Source organism: Paenibacillus sp. BR2-3 (genome assembly GCF_046529485.1).
GTDB lineage: Bacteria > Bacillota > Bacilli > Paenibacillales > Paenibacillaceae > Paenibacillus_AQ.
On sequence record NZ_CP126311.1, the window covers coordinates 4,588,449 to 4,606,252 of the forward strand.

Genomic DNA, 17,804 nt, shown 5'->3' on the forward strand with positions numbered 1-17,804 from the left:
TAACAGAAGCAGACGAGCAAAAGCGGCAAAGGACATGTGAATATAACGACTTTGACGGTCTGTAGTGTGCTTACGTTACACACTTAATTGCATTCTGTGCAACTATATGGGAGAAAACGGAGTACATCTTACTTACAATTGCATTTCGTGCAACTAAAATAGAGAAAATATCCGTTTTCCCGCCATTCTCCGCTAAATAGTTGCAGCATGTACAACTAAGTTGCTTCATGTTGACTTACGGCGAGTAATAATTGCACCAAGTGCAACTATAGGCGGATGAGGTCCGCCAGAATCTGGTCTGCCGGAATCAGGTAACCGTAGGCGGCCTTTTGTATCCATTTTTTGTATAATCAACAGACCTGCATATCGTGCAGCAATCAGCCCTCACTTCCCTGCCTCAAGTGCTGAGCCACACTCTTATCCCATCAAAGCAGCCATCAGCGCCTTCTGCGCATGCAGCCGGTTCTCGGCTTGATCAAAAATAACCGAATTCGGGCCGTCGAGAACGCCCGTGCTGACCTCTTCCTCCCGGTGGGCAGGCAGACAGTGCAGGAACAGGTAATCACTCTTCGCGCCTTTTACAAGCTCCTCGTTCACCTGATAATCCTTAAACGCCGCTTCACGCGCCAACTGCTCCGCTTCGAAGCCCATGCTCGCCCACACATCTGTGTAGATCACATCGGCATCCTTTACGGCATCCTGCGGACTGCGGGTAATTACGATCTCAGCCCCGGTCCCCTCGGCAATCTGGCGGGCTTCGGCTACAACAGCAGCATCCGGCTCGTAGCCTTCCGGCCCCGCAACAGACACATGCACACCCAGCTTGGCGCCGCCAATCATCAGTGAATGGGCCATATTGTTGCCATCGCCGATGTACGCAAGCTTCAGGCCTTTCAGCTGCCCCTTGTGCTCATACACCGTCTGATAATCCGCCAGCACCTGACACGGATGCGCCAGATCGCTGAGGCCGTTGATTACGGGAATGGAAGCATACCGCGCCAGGTCCTCCACTTTGTCATGCCCGAAGGTGCGGATCATGATACCGTCGAGATAACGGGACATGACCTGCGCCGTATCTCCCACCGTTTCGCCGCGTCCCAGCTGAATATCATTTTTGCTCAGGAAGAGCGCATGCCCGCCGAGCTGGTACATTCCGACTTCGAACGAAACGCGTGTGCGCGTGGAGGACTTTTCAAAAATAAGACCGATCGTCTTGCCCTTCAGCGGCTGGTACACCTCGCCGTTCTTTTGCTTACGCTTCAGCTCTATCGCAAGCTCAATCAGATACGTGATTTCTTCTGCGCTGTAATCATTCAGCTCCAGTAAATCGCGGCCCTTCAGCTTTTGTGCGATTTCCTGTGTATCACCCTGCACACCCTGACTCATGAACTGGCTTCCCCGCTTTCTTTTTTAGCATAAGTATGAATGAGTTCCGAAAGGATGTCCACCGCCTGGTCGACCTCCTCCTTGCTTACATAAAGGTTCGGCAGCAGACGAATGACATTCGGTCCGGCCGTTACGAACAGCAGCCCCTGCTTTTGTCCAGCCAGCACAATATCGCCTACCGGACCCTGACATTCAATTCCGATCAGCAGCCCCTTGCCACGAATATCTACGACAAAAGGAGTATCCGCCAGCTTCTCTTTCAGCAGGCCTGTCAAATATTCGCCCATTTTAGCCGCACGCTCCGGCAGCTCATCTTCAAGCATCGTCTCGATCGTCGCTGCCATCACGGCTGTCGCAAGCGGAGTCCCCCCGAAGGTGGAAGCATGACTGCCTGCTGTGAACGCTTCACGAAGATAACCCTTCGCCAGCATCACGCCTGCCGGGAAGCCGCTGGCAACACCTTTTGCCAGTGTGAAAATATCCGGCTCCACATCGTAGTGCTGGTGCGCAAACAGCTTGCCCGTACGGCCCATGCCAGTCTGCACTTCGTCGACAATCAGAAGCAGGCCGTGTTTCTTGCATAGCTGGCTTACAGCATTCAGGAACTCCGGCTGTACTTCGAGCACTCCGCCTTCCGCCAGCACCATTTCCAGCATAATGGCTGCTGTATTCTCACCGATGGCCTCTTCCAGCGCAGGAAGATCATGCAACGGCACGGTTTTGAAGCCTGCCGGGAGCGGCAGGAAGCCTTCCTTGACCTTTTGCTGTCCGGTAGCCGTCAGTGTTGCCAGTGTACGTCCATGGAAGGATTGTTCAAAGGTGATGACTTCGTAGCGACCTGTCCCCTTCACCTTCTGGTGAAAACGGCGGGCCAGCTTAATAGCAGCCTCATTCGCCTCTGCCCCGCTGTTGCAGAAAAACACCTGATCCGCACAGCTGTTGGCTGTAAGCAAGGAAGCCACTGTATCCTGTCCGGGAATGTGGAACAGATTCGAAACATGCCACAGCGTATCAATCTGCTCCTTCAGCTTGGCGCCGACTTTTTCCGGAGCGTGGCCCAGACTGGTGACTGCCAGTCCGCAAGTGAAATCAAGGTATTTGTTGCCCTTGTCATCCCATACCCAGCTGCCTTTGCCTTTGACCAAACTGATATCAAATCTGGCGTAAGACGGGAATACCGCACTCAGCTTATCCACTGTCGAAGTTGCGTCCGGATTACCCGATTCTGCAGACTCAGCCTGCTGTTGTATTTTATCTAAGGAATCCTTCTCGCCTTGCGTAAGCTTGCTCATTCCAAGTCACTCTCCCACCCTGCTCCGGTAGCCCGGCAGCATTTAATTTGTACGTATGATACGTGTACCGAGCTCTTCACCCTGTAGCACCCGGCTGAGCACCCTCGGCTCTTTGCCGTCAACAATTACGACCTCCGACACACTGCCCTGAATACAATCCATAGCGGCACGGACCTTTGGAATCATACCCCCGTAGATCTCTCCGCTCTCCATCAAATCCTCTATCGCCTGCACCGTCACGGACGGAAGCACAACCTTTTGGCCGTCTATCGTGCGCATAATTCCCGGAACATCCGTCACTACAATCATTTTGGATGACTGTACATGGGAGGCAACCGCACCAGCCGCCGTATCTGCATTAATATTATAGCGCTGACCCCCGGCATCTACACCAATGGGCGCAATGACCGGGATGTAACCCATGGTGAGGATACCCGTCACAATCTCCGCTTTCACCCCGGTCACTTCTCCAACAAGGCCTACCTCGGCGTTATTCGCCACAGGGCAGGCTTGGATCAGGTTGCCGTCAACACCCGACAGGCCAAGCGCCTGACCGCCGCTGCCCTGGATACGCCGCACAATAGCTTTGTTAATGCTTCCGGCGAGCGTCATCTCCACCACATCCAGCACTTCCTCCGTCGTCACCCGCAGGCCGTTCACAAAACTGCTCTCAATGCCCAGCTTGGCCAAATTTTCCGAGATCGCCGGACCCCCGCCATGTACAATAACAGGCTGAGTGCCCCCCTGCTGCAGCTCTCTAAGATCCTCAAAAAATGAATTCGGGAGCGCCGCCAGTGTACTGCCGCCACACTTCATGACGAACAAGCCTTTGAAGCCTTCTTTTTCTTGTTCTATGAGATTATGCCCTGCATTCTGTGTCATGTTATCGGTCCTTCCCGCTTAGCTTAAATGAGTCTGGAATCAGGTACGGTATGCCGCATTGATACGCACATAATCGTAGGTGAGGTCACAGCCCCAAGCCGTAGCCGTTCCGCTTCCATCCTGCAGGTCCACAGTAATCAGCACCGTGTCCCCTTGCAAATAGGCCAAAGCCTTCTCCTCATCAAAAGCAACCGGCTTCGACTGTGCCAGCACCCTGATCTCGCCAAGCGCAATATCCACCCGTTCCGGCGATACCGGAACACCCGCGCGACCAACCGCAGCAATAATCCGTCCCCAGTTCGCATCCGCTCCGAATACGGCCGATTTCACCAGACTGGAGCCGACCACCGTCTTCGCAATTGCGCGTGCGGCATGTTCATCCACCGCCCCGCTTACCTTTACCTCGATCAAATGCGCCGCACCTTCTCCATCACGGGCAATGGATTTCGCCAAACTCTGGCACACATGCGTGAATGCCGCAGCAAAAGCATCCCAATCCGGATGAAGCCTATTCAGCTTCTCGTTGCCGGCAAATCCGCTAGCCATCGTTATCAGCATATCATTAGTGCTCGTATCGCCATCCACTGTAATCATATTAAAAGTTACGTCCGTCGCTTCTCTCAGCAGACTATGAAGGTCTTCCTGATCAATAACAGCATCAGTGGTCATAAAACCCAGCATTGTCGCCATATTGGGATGAATCATCCCCGATCCCTTTGCGGCTCCGGCAACCGTAACTTCTACTCCGCCTACCAGAACCTTTACGCAGCATTCTTTTTTAACCAGATCCGTGGTCAAAATCGCTTGGCAGAACTCCTCCGCCCCTGCCGCTCCGTCATCCAGCTTTTCCGGCAATCCGGCAATACCTGTCCGAACACAGTCCATCTTCAGCAGTTCACCGATAACACCGGTGGAAGCCACCCCAACATTATCCTCTTCGATGCCCAGATGCCGGGCGGTAACGGACCGCATTTCATAAGCATCCGCTTCCCCCTGCTCACCGGTACACGCATTGGCGTTGCCGCTGTTCACCACTACCGCTTGCAGGACGCCGTTCGCAAGGCTTTCACGGGTTACTTTAAGCGGTGCAGCCTGAAATACATTTGTTGTATACACCGCTGCTGCTGTAGCGGGAACATCGCAAATAATGACCGCGAGGTCGTTGCGCTCGGTTTTTTTCAAGCCGCAGTGCAGTCCTCCTGATTTAAAGCCTTTCGGTGTAGTAACGCTTCCGCCTTCTACGACGGTGTATAAATTCTCGTTCATTATATGTTTTACCGCTGAATCCTATGGATACACAGGCGTGTAGCCAAGGCCAAGGGTTTCCTCCCATCCCATCATCAAATTGAGGTTCTGTATCGCCTGCCCTGCCGCACCCTTCACGATATTATCAATGACGGACACGATGGTTACCCGCCCTGTTCGGGCATCCGTCGCAAATCCGATATCACAGTAGTTGGAGCCGCTGACTTCCTTGGTAGCCGGAGTAATGCCAACATTCCGTATACGGACATAAGATCTTCCTGCATAATACTTACGATATAAGTCCACAAAATCCTGCTCGGTATATTTATCATTCATTCCTGCATACATAGTTGTCATGATGCCCCGTGTCATCGGCACAAGATGTGTGGTGAAGGTTATGGTTACCTTTTCCCCGACGATATCCGTTAGCGTCTGCTCAATTTCCGGGATATGCTGATGTTTATTGATTTTGTAAGCTTTGAAATTTTCATTGATTTCAGCATAGTGAACCATTAGACTGGTTCCTCGTCCTGCTCCGGACACTCCTGATTTGGCATCCACTATGATACTCTCAGGCTTGATCCAGCCCGCCTCAACCGCCGGAATAAGTCCCAGCAGCGTCGCAGTAGGATAGCAGCCCGGATTAGAAATAAAATCAGCTCCAGCCGCACGCTCCCCGTACACCTCGCATAATCCGTATACCGCCTGCTGCAAATAGACATCGTCCGGAGCCGGATGTTTATACCATTGCTCATACTCTGAGCCATCCCGGAGACGGAAGTCCCCTGACAGATCTACGACCTTCAGCCCGGCATCAAGCAGATGCGGCACCAGCTTGGCACTCACTCCAGACGGCGTAGCCGTAAAGACGACATCCGCCCGGCCCGCGATTTCTGCCGCATCTACTCCATCCAGGTTCCGTTCAATGATCCCGGTCAAATGCGGAAAGCCATTCTCTATCGGCTCACCCCTACTTGACGAGGAAATAACCGAAGTAATCTCCACTTCAGGATGACTCTGCAGCAGCCGAATCAGTTCCACGCCCCCGTACCCCGTTGATCCTACTATCGCCGCCCTCAGCTTGCCTTCCATTGTCATCCCCTCTTCCTGTCCTCTATATATTATGTCTTCACCAGACTGCAATACGCTCTTATGCAAATATGTGTATTATTATACGACTCAATTTATATAAATACAACAGAATATAGTGGAAAAAGAACCTCTTACGTCTCAGAGGTTCTCTTGTTCTCCGTTTAAATGAGTAGTTCTCTTGCCTTATTTAAGAAAGGAGGAAAACTGATCGAAGATTGTCTTTCCATTGTATCTATATTAATTTCATTGATAATTTCCACAAATGTTTCCCGGCTGCTTTTGAGTCCTATTGAATTTAAAACTGACTCCAGTTTATTTTTTGGGAAGTTGCTGTTTAAGTCATGCCTATCTCCCCAAAGGAGCTCTGGACGGGCTGGAAGCTCCACCGATTGACCAAACGCTTTGAAAAAAGCTACCGGGTCCGTTAGTAACCATGATTCGAGCATTCTCAGGGGTATGATCGGTATGCCATGAATATGCAAATTCGTAAAAGCAGATAGTGCTTCTCTATAAGCTTCGCGCGACGCAACTTGCGCCTGATGTTCATTATTTCGAGTCCCGGTTTCTTTATCTGTGTCTCCATAATAAGCTACAATGTCGTAGTCCAAATGATTCATATTTGCGTATAAAATAAGCTTTTGTATGATCTTAGCGTGACCTTCGAATCTAAAGTCCCCCTTTTTCTTTAAGGTTTTGACTCTGGTAATGTCACTCTTATGCGGCGGATGAATAAAATCCAAAGTTATTAGTGGATTAATCTTCTCAAGCAAATGTACAATGCACCCTTTGGGCCAATTGCCAAACAAATCAACTACACCAACGTCAGTAGGTCCTTCTCCGTAAATTAGAACCTTCTTAATCGACATTGTTTGATCCGTCTGGCCGCAAGGTTTTATTCAAAGCTTCCTCAATTTCTGTCTGGTCAAAATTAAGCCATACTTCTCCAGGATTCATATACTCCAGCTGCCTGGACAACTCAGGACTTCGGAACATCTGTTGTGATCGAACAATCCCATTAGCCTTTCTCCATAGGAAAAGGATGCTATCAGGATCAAAATAATTTAACATAACCGGACTATGCGTAGTAACTACGATTTGTTTTTGAAATTCTTCTCCAATTTCAGTTAAATAGTTAACTAGCTCCGCTGCCAAATTAGGATTAATTCCATCCTCAATTTCGTCCAGCAGCAGTACTTTATGCTCTTTATCAAGAGCGGCCAAAGAAACAATAGCAATAATTCTCAGGAGACCATCACTTACATAATTAGAATTTACTGAATACGAATCTGCTGAATCAAATTTTTCATTAATATTCAAGTGAACATAACCGTATTGTTTTTTTTGTGTAAAAATTTTATCCAAATAGGGATAGTAATCTTTCAGCTTCATGTTAATGAGCTCTTTTTTCTCCAAGGATAAATTATGCAGGAATGACCCCAGTCTTTCACCGCCGATCCCTATATCGTTCGTATCATAGCGGCTCGTTTTACGCATAAAATCCGGGGAGAGTAATTCAAAGGACTTGATTCCCATAATAAATGTCTTCAAGGCAGTTAAGTGAGGGAATCGATCCAAATCATTCAGTGGATCAATTAACGAGAGCATGGAACCGGAGAGTTGAATTTCAGGAAACTTTTCATATATACCTTTTTCAAAATTTAACCATTCAAAATTTTTGCTATCCCTGTTTAAAATAGTTTTGTTGTCAGGGAGTGACGTTATCTTCTCCCTTGTACAGGTTAGCTCATCCTTTTTTGATACTAGTGTAAATTCCCAATTTAAAGTATAATCCCCAATTTGAAAACTAGCTGTAAAGTTCATATTCCGTTTGGATGCGTGATACAATTTCGATCTTAATTCTGATGCCTTCCAATTATGCTTCACGAGGTACTCATTGACTTTACCTATACCGAAATAAGAAAGTAAGTCTATCGCTTGTAAAACTGTGCTTTTACCTACGGAGTTTGTACCAATCAGTACTGTCAACCTATTTGGAAAATTAATCCTGAAGTTCTGTAATGATTTGAAGTTATCAATATAGAGACTGGTTAACATGGAAGCCCCCCTTTCCAGTAATTGTATGTACATAAAATTATATATTAGTATACTACTAGATATTATACCTCAATGGAGTTATGTTTAGACAAAAAAAAGAGAAGCCCCCGCCCCTTTAGAACCGGGAATTACGCTTCTCTTTTAAATCCTTCACCCAGCACCTCATGAGCATCCGTAATGATAACAAAAGCGCCTGGGTCTACAGAGCGGACGAGTGCCTTGAGCCTTGTAATCTCATTCTGCCCAACAACAGCCATCAGCACCGTTCGATTATCGCCGGTATAGCCCCCTTGAGCATTGAGCTTCGTCAGCCCGCGGTCCAAGTCATGCAAAATGGCCTGAGAGATCTCTTCAATTCTATCCGAAATAATATATGCAACCTTCGTGCTGCTGAAGCCTACCTCCAGCGAATTAATTACCCGGCCCGTGACGAACAATCCAATAAGGGCATAGAGAGCCTGCTCCATACCGAGTACAAAGGCGGCCAACGTAATCACCGTACCATCCAGCAGAACTACGGACATGGAAAAGCTCAGTCCAGTTACCTTTTGAATAACCTGGGCCAAAATAGTCAGCCCTCCCGTTGATCCCCGCCCCCGAAACACCAGCCCGAGCCCCAAACCTACGCCGATTCCACCATATATGGAGGCCAGTAAGGGATTCGTTGTCGGTACGGGTCCGTCTTTGGTGATAAAAATAAACAGCGGCAGCACAAAGCTGCCCAGCAGAGAGCGGACTCCATACTGCCTGCCCAGAACCAGCACTCCCAGAACAAACAACGGAATGTTAAGCGCCCATTGGGTAAAAGCAGGCTCGGCGCCCAGCCACGACTGTGCCAGCACGGATAATCCCGACACTCCCCCAGAGGCAATCCGGTTCGGCAGCATAAAAAGGTTAAAAGCAAGTGCAGTAATGAGGGAGCCGATCACAATAAGTGTAATATCGACTGCATGGCGCACAGGTCCGTTAAGCGGAATCAGCGGGGGCTTATTGCGTGAGTTCATTTTTTGCATGAAGAAGCTCCTTAGGGTGTAAAAGAGTTTTAAAAATCCCGCGTATCCAAGGATACGCAGGAAATATACGAGAATTATTCAGCCTCAGTCTTAATTTGACTCCGTAAATATCCATCGATAAAAGCATCCAGATCGCCGTCCATTACCGCTCCTGTATTGCCTGTTTCCACGGAAGTCCGGTGATCCTTAACCATGCTGTACGGATGAAACACGTAGGAACGGATCTGACTGCCCCAGGCAATATCCGATTGCTCGCCGCGAATCTCATCCAATTGCTGCTGCTGCTCTTGCAGTTTACGCTCATAGAGCTTGGAACGCAGCATGGTCATCGCCTGCTCCCGGTTTTTGATCTGGGAGCGTTCGTTCTGGCAGGTAACCACAACACCGGATGGCAAATGGGTAATACGTACGGCCGAGTCGGTCGTATTAATATGCTGACCGCCGGCTCCAGTGGCCCGGTACGTATCAATTTTCAAATCCTCTGTGCGGATTTCGATTTCAATGTCATCCTGTATTTCCGGTACAACATCACAGGATACGAATGAAGTATGGCGCCGTCCCGAGGAATCAAACGGAGAGATACGCACTAACCGGTGCACGCCTTTTTCGGCTTTCAAGTATCCATAGGCATTGAAGCCTTTAATGAGAAGCGTCACACTCTTGATCCCGGCCTCGTCGCCCGGGAGATAATCAAGAACCTCGACCTTGAAGCCGCGCTTCTCTGCCCAACGGGTATACATGCGCAGCAGCATTTGGCCCCAGTCCTGGGACTCCGTCCCGCCGGCTCCAGGATGCAGCTCAAGAATCGCATTCAGCTTATCATAAGGCTGATTGAGCAGCAGCTGCAGCTCGAATTCATCCACTTTATTCGTCAAAGTGCGGATCGATGCACCGGTTTCTGCCGCCAGCTCCTCATCGCCTTCCTCATCAGCGAGCTCGGTCATCATACTGGCATCGTCATATTCCAGCTGGAGCTTCTCATATTGATCCACAGAGGATTTCACAGCATTCATTTCGGCAATTACGCCCTGCGCCTTGTCACTATCATCCCAAAAACCGGGTGCAGCCATCTTCTCTTCGTAGTTGGCAATCATCTCAAGCTTCAGGTCTAAGTCAAAGTGACCCCCTAAGGTTGGTTAGTTTCTTGCCTATTTCACGCAGGTCCTGTTTCACACTAGGATCGATCATATGGTTCACTTCACCTTTCAAAATAAAGTTTGCATGCTGCACGCTAATTGGAATATTGGAGAAACGGTGATATATGCCGCTCCGCTGACAGATTGTTCTTCCGATCGCTGTTATCCCCAGATTCCTTTAATTATACCGCTCTGCGGTTGGAATCCGGGGATAAAGGCGAACGCTGACGCTTCTCCAGAACAATTCCGTCTGCTCCGCTACAATATCACTGGAAGGCCAAATATCCAAAAAAGCGGCCGGGCCGCAAACGTGGGAATCCCCGGGCCCAGCCGCTCCTGATTTTCATTGATGCTGCACTGTCTATCTAATAGCCTTGTTCCGTTATGCGTTCTGTCCGTGGCAATTCTTATACTTCTTGCCGCTGCCGCAAGGGCAAGGATCATTACGGCCGACCGTCGACTGGACATGTACCGGACGCTTCTCAGCAGGCTCGGCGTTCGTAGAGATTTTATCCTCTTCCACAACGGATTGGCGCTCCTGGTTCGTCTCGATGTGCGCCTTCATGATATAAGTCGCAACTTCCTCCTGAATGCTCGCCGTCATCTCGTTAAACATTTGGAAGCCCTCAAATTGATACTCGCGCAGCGGGTCCGTACCACCGTAGGCGCGAAGATGAATTCCTTGGCGAAGCTGGTCCATCGCATCGATATGATCCATCCACTTGCTATCTACGGAACGAAGTACGATAACCTTTTCGAATTCACGCACCAGTTCGGAGCCAAGACGCTCTTCACGGGCAGCATACTTATCCAGTACACGGGCAAAGATGAATTCGACGATTCCATCGACCTCCTTACCCCATAGATCGTCACGAGTCAGTGAACCTTCATCCAGCAGCTTGCTATTCACATAGTCCGCTACTTCCTGCAGTTCCCAGTTCTCAGGAATATCATCGCTGCAATGGGCTGTAATAATACGGTCAATTACAGGTTTGATCATTTCAAGGACGGTATCTTTGATGTTATCAGACTCCAGAATTTCACGGCGCTGTTTATAAATGATCTCACGCTGCTGGTTCATAACGTCATCATACTGCAATACAACCTTACGAATATCAAAGTTGTTGCCTTCCACCCGCTTCTGGGCAGATTCGACAGCACGGGTAATCATCCGGCTCTCAATCGGCTGATCTTCCTCAAAGCCAAGCCGATCCATCATATTCAGCACATTGTCTGCACCAAAACGTTTCATGAGCTCGTCACCCAGAGAAAGATAAAACTGAGTGGAACCCGGGTCACCCTGGCGTCCCGCACGTCCCCGCAGCTGGTTATCAATACGCCGTGATTCGTGGCGTTCTGTACCAATGATATGCAGACCTCCGAGATCAGCTACACCCTCACCCAGGATAATGTCCGTTCCTCGTCCAGCCATATTGGTTGCAATCGTGACCGTACCCGGTTGTCCTGCGTGCGAAATAATTTCAGCTTCAGCCTGGTGATGCTTGGCATTCAGAACCTGGTGTCTGACACCTTTACGCTTCAGCATTTCAGATACGCGCTCGGAATTCTCAATTGACACAGTACCTACCAGTACCGGCTGGTTCTTTTTGTGGCGCTCAACGATTTCCTCTACAACAGCATTGAACTTGCCCGTCTCGCTCTTATAGACTACATCCGGCGCATCTGCACGCTGATTGACCTTATTGGTAGGCACTTGAAGGACTTCAAGTCCATAAATCTTCTTGAATTCCTCTTCTTCCGTCTTCGCTGTACCGGTCATGCCACCCAGCTTGCGATACATCCGGAAGTAGTTCTGGAAGGTAATTGTGGCGAGCGTCATGCTCTGATTCTGTACCTCAATCTCTTCCTTCGCTTCAATGGCCTGATGCAATCCATCACTGTAACGACGACCGGCCATCAAACGGCCTGTAAATTCGTCAACGATAATAACCTCATCTTCTGTAACCACGTAGTCTACGTCACGGCGCATAATAACATTGGCTTTAAGAGCCTGAACAATATGATGATTCAAGGTTACATGACTTTGGTCATACAGATTCTCGATCCCAAAGGCCCGTTCGGCTTTAGCTACACCTTTTTCAGTTAGAGCTACGGATTTCACCTTGATATCCACCGTGTAGTCTTCTTCAGCTGTCAGCCTCTTCACGAAACGGTCGGCAGCATAGTATAGCTCTGTTGATTTCTCAGCTTGTCCGGAAATAATAAGCGGCGTCCGCGCTTCATCAATAAGAATGGAGTCGACTTCATCAATAATACAGAAATAAAGCGGGCGCTGTACCATTTGCTCCTTGTAGAGCACCATGTTGTCACGCAAATAATCAAAGCCAAACTCATTGTTCGTGCCGTACGTAATATCGCAGGCATAAGCGTCCTGTTTATCAGCATGGTCCATGCCTGACAGGTTAACCCCGACAGTCATGCCCAGAAAGTTATAGATTTGTCCCATTTGGGCACTGTCGCGTTGAGCCAGATAATCGTTGACTGTAACCACATGTACGCCTTTGCCGAGGAGTGCATTCAAGTAAACCGGCAGCGTACCCACCAGTGTCTTGCCCTCACCGGTCTTCATCTCGGAGATTCTGCCTTCATGCAGAGCCATACCACCGACCAATTGCACATCAAAATGGCGCATGCCAAGTGTCCGTACAGATGCTTCACGTACGGTAGCAAATGCTTCAGGAAGAAGTTCCTCCAGAGTCTCGCCCTTTTCAATCCGGGCACGGAATTCATCAGTCTTGGCTTTCAGTTCTTCGTCCGAAAGCGCCTTGAATGTGGGCTCCAATCCATTAATTACATCGACCGTCTTCATCAGTCGTTTGACATCACGTTCATTGATATCGCCAAATATTTTTTTAACAAGTCCTAGCATGGTTAACCCCTTTCATGCAACACAGATGGTGGAATCGAGCCCATCCTTACAAAATTGAAAGGGCCGCATGTAACAATCGATTCCGCTGCTTCATAAATTGTAACAGTTTGTAAGAGAAGCCGCAATACAAGCAGCTACAACCCACTTTTCTAACAACAATATATAATATACGCACAAGAGCCCTATTCGCTTCACAGCGAATAGGGGCTCATTAGATTAGTTTTCATTTGGGATAAGCTATAAGGCCTGGTTAGTCCTGTTCAATCAATCCATATTTGCCATCATTGCGTTTGTAAACAACACTCACTTCAGAAGTATCAATATTGGAGAATACAAAGAAATTATGTCCCACCATGTTCATCTGCAAGATCGCTTCTTCCACATCCATCGGCTTGAGCGTGAACCTCTTGTTCCGCACGACCTCCAATTCGTCAATGTCCTGTTCCTCAACAGCAACAGCGCCGCCGGCTCCTTCCACGAATAGTGTCTTCAGGCTTCCTTCCTGACGGAACTTACGATTGAGTTTGGTTTTGTGTTTACGAATTTGACGTTCCAGCTTGTCCACTACGGCGTCGGTGGATGCATACATGTCATCGCTGCGATCTTCCGCACGAAGGGTTACACCAGAGAGCGGAATGGTCACTTCCACCGTGTGAAGGCCTCGAACAACGCTAAGCGTCACATATCCTTCAGAGGTAGGGGGTGCATCGAAATACTTTTCAAGTCTGTTGAGCTTCTTATCAACATAGTCTTTCAAAGCCTCGGTCACTTCAATTTGTTGACCTCGAATGCTGAATTGCATGGGCACTCCTCCTTTGCCCCTTCATTATACCAAATTGTCAGCGCTAAGTAAAAAGCATTTCGTTACACATTTACATCTCAATCACAAACAAGGCCAGCTTGTATGAAAATGCTTTCACACTTTGATAAACATCAAAAAGAAACGGCTGCTATCTTTTTACAAAGGCGGCACCGTTTCTTGTAACAGTATAAGGATAATCTTATTCCAATGGTTAAGTATTTCCCATTCTCTTTGACTGCAGTTTCTTAATCTCTTCCAGCGGAATTTCAGTCGCTTCGGCAACAGCCTCCGTTGAAAACCCATAGATCAGCAATTTACGGATAACTTCGGCTTGTCCCTCTTCCTTGCCTTCTTCCTTACCCTCTTCATAGCCCCAACGTTTCCAAGCTGGCATTAATTCCATCATTGCTTCACCTTCCTCCGGGTATTGTTCCAGCAGTTCCTTCAGTATCTCCTCATCCTGCTCAGGATCGGGCTTGAAGTACAAATCTGCCACCGACATAATAAGCGCAAGCCGCGCAGTGTCCAGACGTGTTCTTAATTGCATAAACATCCGCAGGAACTCTCCCCGCACTTCTCTTGCTTCACGTTTAGTATAACCCATTTTCGCCAGCAACGCAGCAGCGACCGGATTATTTGAATCAATAAATTTCCGCCAATTCTGCTTTCGCAACTCTACCTTCAGGAACTGAAAACGCAAGATATCGTGTTCCGGAATTTCCATATGCAAGGTGTCCGGCTCATCTCTGATCTCGTCAGCAGTAAATATCGCAATGGGTATAATGAGCTTGTGCTCCTTCCGGTAACGTTCAAATAGACGACTGAAGTAGATGAACATCCGCTCGTGAAAATGGGTATCTCTATAAGACTGAGGCTCCAGGTGAATCAGAATAAAGCTGTCCAGTTCCTTGTATCGAATCTCCAGGAGCAAATCCAGTTCACGCGCTTCTTCGCCAACAATATCCACCAGCAGCTCCTGCATCAGAAACCGGGTATTGCTGTAATCCAACAAAGAATCCAGTTCAGGGAAAAACAGCTCAATAAATCCCTTAAAGAATGTCTCCAACAATTTCTTAAATGCTTCATTATGCGGAATAGACGATTCCTTCTCCCCATTCGTATCTTTTTTATTTGTAATTATATTCCTTTCGGAATGTATTTGTCTATATAAATAGGAACATTAGTTCCTTTTTTTATTGAGTTGCATTAAAAAAAGACCCTGGAATAGTTCCCAGAGTCTTGTGCTATTCGTCTCAACTTGCTAACCATCTACCGTATATGTAGGTCGGCTTAGCCGGATGATTATAACTTGATTACGTTAGCTGCTTGCGGTCCGCGTGCGCCTTCAACGATGTCGAACTCAACAGATTGACCTTCATCCAAAGTTTTGAAACCGTCTGTTTGGATTGCGGAGAAGTGTACGAATACATCGCCACCTTCTGAAGTCTCGATAAAGCCATAACCTTTTTCTGCGTTAAACCATTTCACTTTACCTTCCATTGTTCAAACATTCCCTTCGTCATCAAATGAATGTGAGTCTTGCTCACAATTCTGACTATAACACCGCTGCTTCTTCATTGTCAATTGGAATAGCAAATGTTTTCTTTCAAGTATTTACCATGCATACATTAATCAATTTTACAAGCTTTTTACAGTGTTACAAAACAAGAATAGGGGCAGACGAGTATTTATACCCGCCTGCCCCTATTCTTGAAACACTATATTAAAAATTATTTTTTACGGTCCATTAAAATGCTGTCAGGTGTATAGCCAGACTCGTACGCACTGCGCTGTGCCTTGGCTTGATTGCGTTTCTGCAGCCAATCCTGAGCTTCCAGGCGAAGGGCATTCATTCGAGCGAGAATGGCTGAATCGTGTTCCAGGATTCGACGGATTTCTTGTTTCTGACCCTCTGTCGGACGACAAATTGTGACTGCCTCGCCAATCGAGTCGACAAGCCCCTGCCTGGTTTCGACATAGGCCTCAAGCTCTTCGTAAGGGGCCTCTTGGAGCCGGGGCATCAAATCAACCGTAAGCTGCTCAAGCTCCCCGATAAGATTATCCATGCTGAAGGTCTTGCCCAGTGGTCATTTTGGCGGCCTGAGCAAAGGTTTGACGAAGCTCTAGTAGGTATCCCATGGCTTCTTCAGCCGGTTCTTTTGATTTCTTAATATTGGATACGATGAACAGGTGGTTAATGTATTCGTAGAGAGCAGCAAGAGACTGAGAGACTTCGTAAGTGTTGTCTAGTGTGGTAATAAGCTCATTAACGATCGTCTGTGCTTTACCAAGATTCGTACTGACCTTCTCAAAATCCGCAGCATCCATACCTTCCAGTGCCACCTTGACAAAACGGATAGCTCCGTCATATAACATAAGCAGCAATTGGGCAGGACTTGATGTCTTAACCGAAGACTGCCTGTATTTATCATAAGGAGATGTAATCATACCACTTCACCTTTCATGGAGAGATTAGGACAAGGAACTTGTTAAATTGCTGGACTGGCTATTGTATTTATTAATTGCCGTTTCCATGGCGGTGAACTGTTTGTAATAGTTGGATTCCATGTCATTCAATCTATTCTGGAACACGCTGATGCGGGTGTTATAATCGGTTAACCTTTTCCCGATTATACTTTCCGATTTATAGGTGCTGTTAAGATCCGTTGAATATTTGGAGGTTCCCGCTTTGGTTGAAATTTTATCAAGAGCCGTATTTATGCCGTCCGACAATCGGTCAAACACGCCATCGGTGCTGGTCGATCCTTGGAGAATTGTTGTAACATTTTGCGGATTATTCTGTAAGGCAGCCTTTAGTTTCACTTCATCAATATAAAGCTTACCATTTTCGAAATATTTGCCTGTTGTTATCCCAATCGAACTCAGATCGCCCAGTTGATTTGTAATAATTGACCGCATGGAGGAAATTGTCGATTTCAGGATTTCATCATTTTTCAACATGCCGCTCTTGGCTTTTATTTCCCACTGTTCAATGTCGTTATCCTTCATCTCTTTCTTCTGTTCATCGGTCAGCGGGGTAAAATCACGGTACTTTTCCTCGGTAATTTTGCTATTCAACGTATTAAGCAAGTCATTATAGTCCTGAATAAAGTTTTTAATTGTTTCCAACGCCTTGGCAGGATCCGACTGGGTGTTAATCGTAACAGGGGTTCCACTGCTTGGGTCAGGGAGTGCAGGCGGAGTAACGGGAGCCGTTGTTGTAGATAGCAAGTTGATTTGCACACCATTAATTGAAAAATTGTTGCTGCTAAAAGTAAGCTTGTTCGCAGGAGCAGTCCCGTTAATATATACCTCTGAAGATTGGTATGGAGTAAAATCAGTAGCACCAGCCGATCCGAACAAAGTCAACAAACTGTTATCCGCACCTAAGGTTACTGTCCCACCAGAACTGAAAATGTTAGACGAAATTGTCAGCTTTCCAGTAAGTTCATCGAATTTTGCTGTAACCTTCGCGGCACTCGTCATGTTAATTTTCGATACTACTTCGGCAATGCTAATATTTTCAGAAAATTTTATTTCAGTTCCATTTAACGTTAGTTTGTATTCTCCTGCTGTAGGAGTACCTCCATTAAGCGCCTGCAATTCCGTTAGTTTCGAGTTGGAAGTAAGCCTGTTCCCACTCCCGTCTACCATGCCCATGCCTTTTGTTGCATGGGAAGCCGGTTTCGCAAGCTGAGTAACGCTAATAGTCATTGGAATACCATTAGCGGTGGATGTAGCTTCCGCGGTTAAGGCCGTAGTATTTCCACTCACAACCGCTTTCTGAGTATTCAATTGAGCAGATGTGTTATATTTCAACAGTTTATTATTCCTGAAATCAACAAGCTTACTATTCATTTCCCGGTAGTTGTCACGCTGCCACTGCAACGTTTGCTTTTGTTGATTTAATTTATCGAGCGGTATTCGCTTGGCAGTCATCATTTCTTTTACAATGCTATCCACATCAATACCGGAAGCCAACCCGCTTACTCGCAATGTCATGACTTCATC

At 47.5% G+C, this 17,804-nt stretch carries 16 protein-coding genes; all 16 read right to left on the reverse strand.

All coding sequences use genetic code 11. The features are described 5' to 3' along the window. Window positions 1-417: 417 nt before the first annotated feature. The 16 genes from argF to fliD all read right to left on the reverse strand — a co-directional run bounded on the left by argF (window position 418) and on the right by fliD (window position 17,795). Window positions 418-1,386, reverse strand: a complete 969-nt coding sequence (gene argF / locus PaeBR_RS22100; RefSeq protein ID WP_410512591.1) for an ornithine carbamoyltransferase — start codon at window positions 1,384-1,386, stop codon at window positions 418-420. Beyond that, entirely contained in the window at window positions 1,383-2,678 is a 1,296-nt protein-coding gene (locus tag PaeBR_RS22105; RefSeq protein WP_410512592.1) for an aspartate aminotransferase family protein, read from the reverse strand. Before PaeBR_RS22105 ends, argF begins: the two co-directional genes overlap by 4 nt. 42 nt (window positions 2,679-2,720) lie before the next feature. Then, window positions 2,721-3,560 (reverse strand): acetylglutamate kinase, encoded by an 840-nt coding sequence (gene argB / locus PaeBR_RS22110; protein WP_410512593.1) that lies wholly within the window; start codon window positions 3,558-3,560, stop codon window positions 2,721-2,723. Between the two features lie 39 nt (window positions 3,561-3,599). Then, window positions 3,600-4,826 (reverse strand): bifunctional ornithine acetyltransferase/N-acetylglutamate synthase, encoded by a 1,227-nt coding sequence (argJ, locus tag PaeBR_RS22115; protein ID WP_410512594.1) that lies wholly within the window; start codon window positions 4,824-4,826, stop codon window positions 3,600-3,602. Window positions 4,827-4,847: 21 nt separating this feature from the next. Continuing rightward, window positions 4,848-5,897, reverse strand: a complete 1,050-nt coding sequence (gene argC / locus PaeBR_RS22120) for an N-acetyl-gamma-glutamyl-phosphate reductase (RefSeq protein WP_410512595.1) — start codon at window positions 5,895-5,897, stop codon at window positions 4,848-4,850. Between the two features lie 161 nt (window positions 5,898-6,058). Next, window positions 6,059-6,763, reverse strand: coding sequence for a hypothetical protein (locus tag PaeBR_RS22125; RefSeq protein WP_410512596.1), 705 nt, complete (start codon window positions 6,761-6,763; stop codon window positions 6,059-6,061). Beyond that, window positions 6,753-7,952, reverse strand: coding sequence for an AAA family ATPase (locus PaeBR_RS22130; RefSeq protein WP_410512597.1), 1,200 nt, complete (start codon window positions 7,950-7,952; stop codon window positions 6,753-6,755). The genes PaeBR_RS22125 and PaeBR_RS22130 overlap by 11 nt, the downstream gene beginning before the upstream one ends. A gap of 128 nt (window positions 7,953-8,080) precedes the next feature. After that, a complete protein-coding gene (locus PaeBR_RS22135; RefSeq protein ID WP_410512598.1) occupies window positions 8,081-8,965 on the reverse strand; it encodes a YitT family protein in 885 nt (294 codons plus the stop codon). Window positions 8,966-9,039: 74 nt separating this feature from the next. Next, window positions 9,040-10,153, reverse strand: a protein-coding gene (gene prfB / locus PaeBR_RS22140) for a peptide chain release factor 2 (protein ID WP_410515272.1) whose coding sequence is annotated in 2 segments (ribosomal slippage) — window positions 9,040-10,080 and window positions 10,082-10,153 — 1,113 coding nt in all. Because the reading frame shifts where the segments join, the coding sequence is not laid out codon by codon here. 330 nt (window positions 10,154-10,483) lie between these two features. Further along, entirely contained in the window at window positions 10,484-12,991 is a 2,508-nt protein-coding gene (secA, locus tag PaeBR_RS22145; RefSeq protein ID WP_410512599.1) for a preprotein translocase subunit SecA, read from the reverse strand. Between the two features lie 250 nt (window positions 12,992-13,241). Beyond that, entirely contained in the window at window positions 13,242-13,793 is a 552-nt protein-coding gene (gene hpf, locus PaeBR_RS22150; protein WP_410512600.1) for a ribosome hibernation-promoting factor, HPF/YfiA family, read from the reverse strand. Window positions 13,794-14,004: 211 nt separating this feature from the next. After that, a complete protein-coding gene (locus tag PaeBR_RS22155) occupies window positions 14,005-14,952 on the reverse strand; it encodes an Rpn family recombination-promoting nuclease/putative transposase (RefSeq protein ID WP_410515273.1) in 948 nt (315 codons plus the stop codon). 143 nt (window positions 14,953-15,095) lie between these two features. Beyond that, window positions 15,096-15,293: a cold shock domain-containing protein gene (locus tag PaeBR_RS22160; RefSeq protein WP_036652637.1), complete on the reverse strand. Its 198-nt coding sequence runs from the start codon at window positions 15,291-15,293 to the stop codon at window positions 15,096-15,098. Between the two features lie 230 nt (window positions 15,294-15,523). After that, window positions 15,524-15,859: a flagellar protein FliT gene (locus tag PaeBR_RS22165; protein ID WP_410512601.1), complete on the reverse strand. Its 336-nt coding sequence runs from the start codon at window positions 15,857-15,859 to the stop codon at window positions 15,524-15,526. Further along, window positions 15,852-16,241 carry a flagellar export chaperone FliS gene (gene fliS / locus PaeBR_RS22170; RefSeq protein ID WP_410512602.1) on the reverse strand — a complete coding sequence of 130 codons (390 nt, stop codon included), beginning with the start codon at window positions 16,239-16,241 and terminating at the stop codon, window positions 15,852-15,854. The genes PaeBR_RS22165 and fliS overlap by 8 nt, the downstream gene beginning before the upstream one ends. A gap of 24 nt (window positions 16,242-16,265) precedes the next feature. After that, complete coding sequence (fliD, locus tag PaeBR_RS22175) at window positions 16,266-17,795, reverse strand: flagellar filament capping protein FliD (RefSeq protein ID WP_410512603.1); 1,530 nt, start codon at window positions 17,793-17,795, stop codon at window positions 16,266-16,268. Between the last annotated feature and the right edge of the window lie 9 nt (window positions 17,796-17,804).

Coding starts and splice junctions, on each gene's coding strand:
- argF (WP_410512591.1), bottom strand. CDS start 1,386: ATGAGTCAGGGTGTGCAGGGTGATACACAGGAAATCGCACAAAAGCTG.
- PaeBR_RS22105 (WP_410512592.1), bottom strand. CDS start 2,678: ATGAGCAAGCTTACGCAAGGCGAGAAGGATTCCTTAGATAAAATACAA.
- argB (WP_410512593.1), bottom strand. CDS start 3,560: ATGACACAGAATGCAGGGCATAATCTCATAGAACAAGAAAAAGAAGGC.
- argJ (WP_410512594.1), bottom strand. CDS start 4,826: ATGAACGAGAATTTATACACCGTCGTAGAAGGCGGAAGCGTTACTACA.
- argC (WP_410512595.1), bottom strand. CDS start 5,897: ATGGAAGGCAAGCTGAGGGCGGCGATAGTAGGATCAACGGGGTACGGG.
- PaeBR_RS22125 (WP_410512596.1), bottom strand. CDS start 6,763: ATGTCGATTAAGAAGGTTCTAATTTACGGAGAAGGACCTACTGACGTT.
- PaeBR_RS22130 (WP_410512597.1), bottom strand. CDS start 7,952: ATGTTAACCAGTCTCTATATTGATAACTTCAAATCATTACAGAACTTC.
- PaeBR_RS22135 (WP_410512598.1), bottom strand. CDS start 8,965: ATGCAAAAAATGAACTCACGCAATAAGCCCCCGCTGATTCCGCTTAAC.
- secA (WP_410512599.1), bottom strand. CDS start 12,991: ATGCTAGGACTTGTTAAAAAAATATTTGGCGATATCAATGAACGTGAT.
- hpf (WP_410512600.1), bottom strand. CDS start 13,793: ATGCAATTCAGCATTCGAGGTCAACAAATTGAAGTGACCGAGGCTTTG.
- PaeBR_RS22160 (WP_036652637.1), bottom strand. CDS start 15,293: ATGGAAGGTAAAGTGAAATGGTTTAACGCAGAAAAAGGTTATGGCTTT.
- PaeBR_RS22165 (WP_410512601.1), bottom strand. CDS start 15,859: ATGGATAATCTTATCGGGGAGCTTGAGCAGCTTACGGTTGATTTGATG.
- fliS (WP_410512602.1), bottom strand. CDS start 16,241: ATGATTACATCTCCTTATGATAAATACAGGCAGTCTTCGGTTAAGACA.
- fliD (WP_410512603.1), bottom strand. CDS start 17,795: ATGACATTGCGAGTAAGCGGGTTGGCTTCCGGTATTGATGTGGATAGC.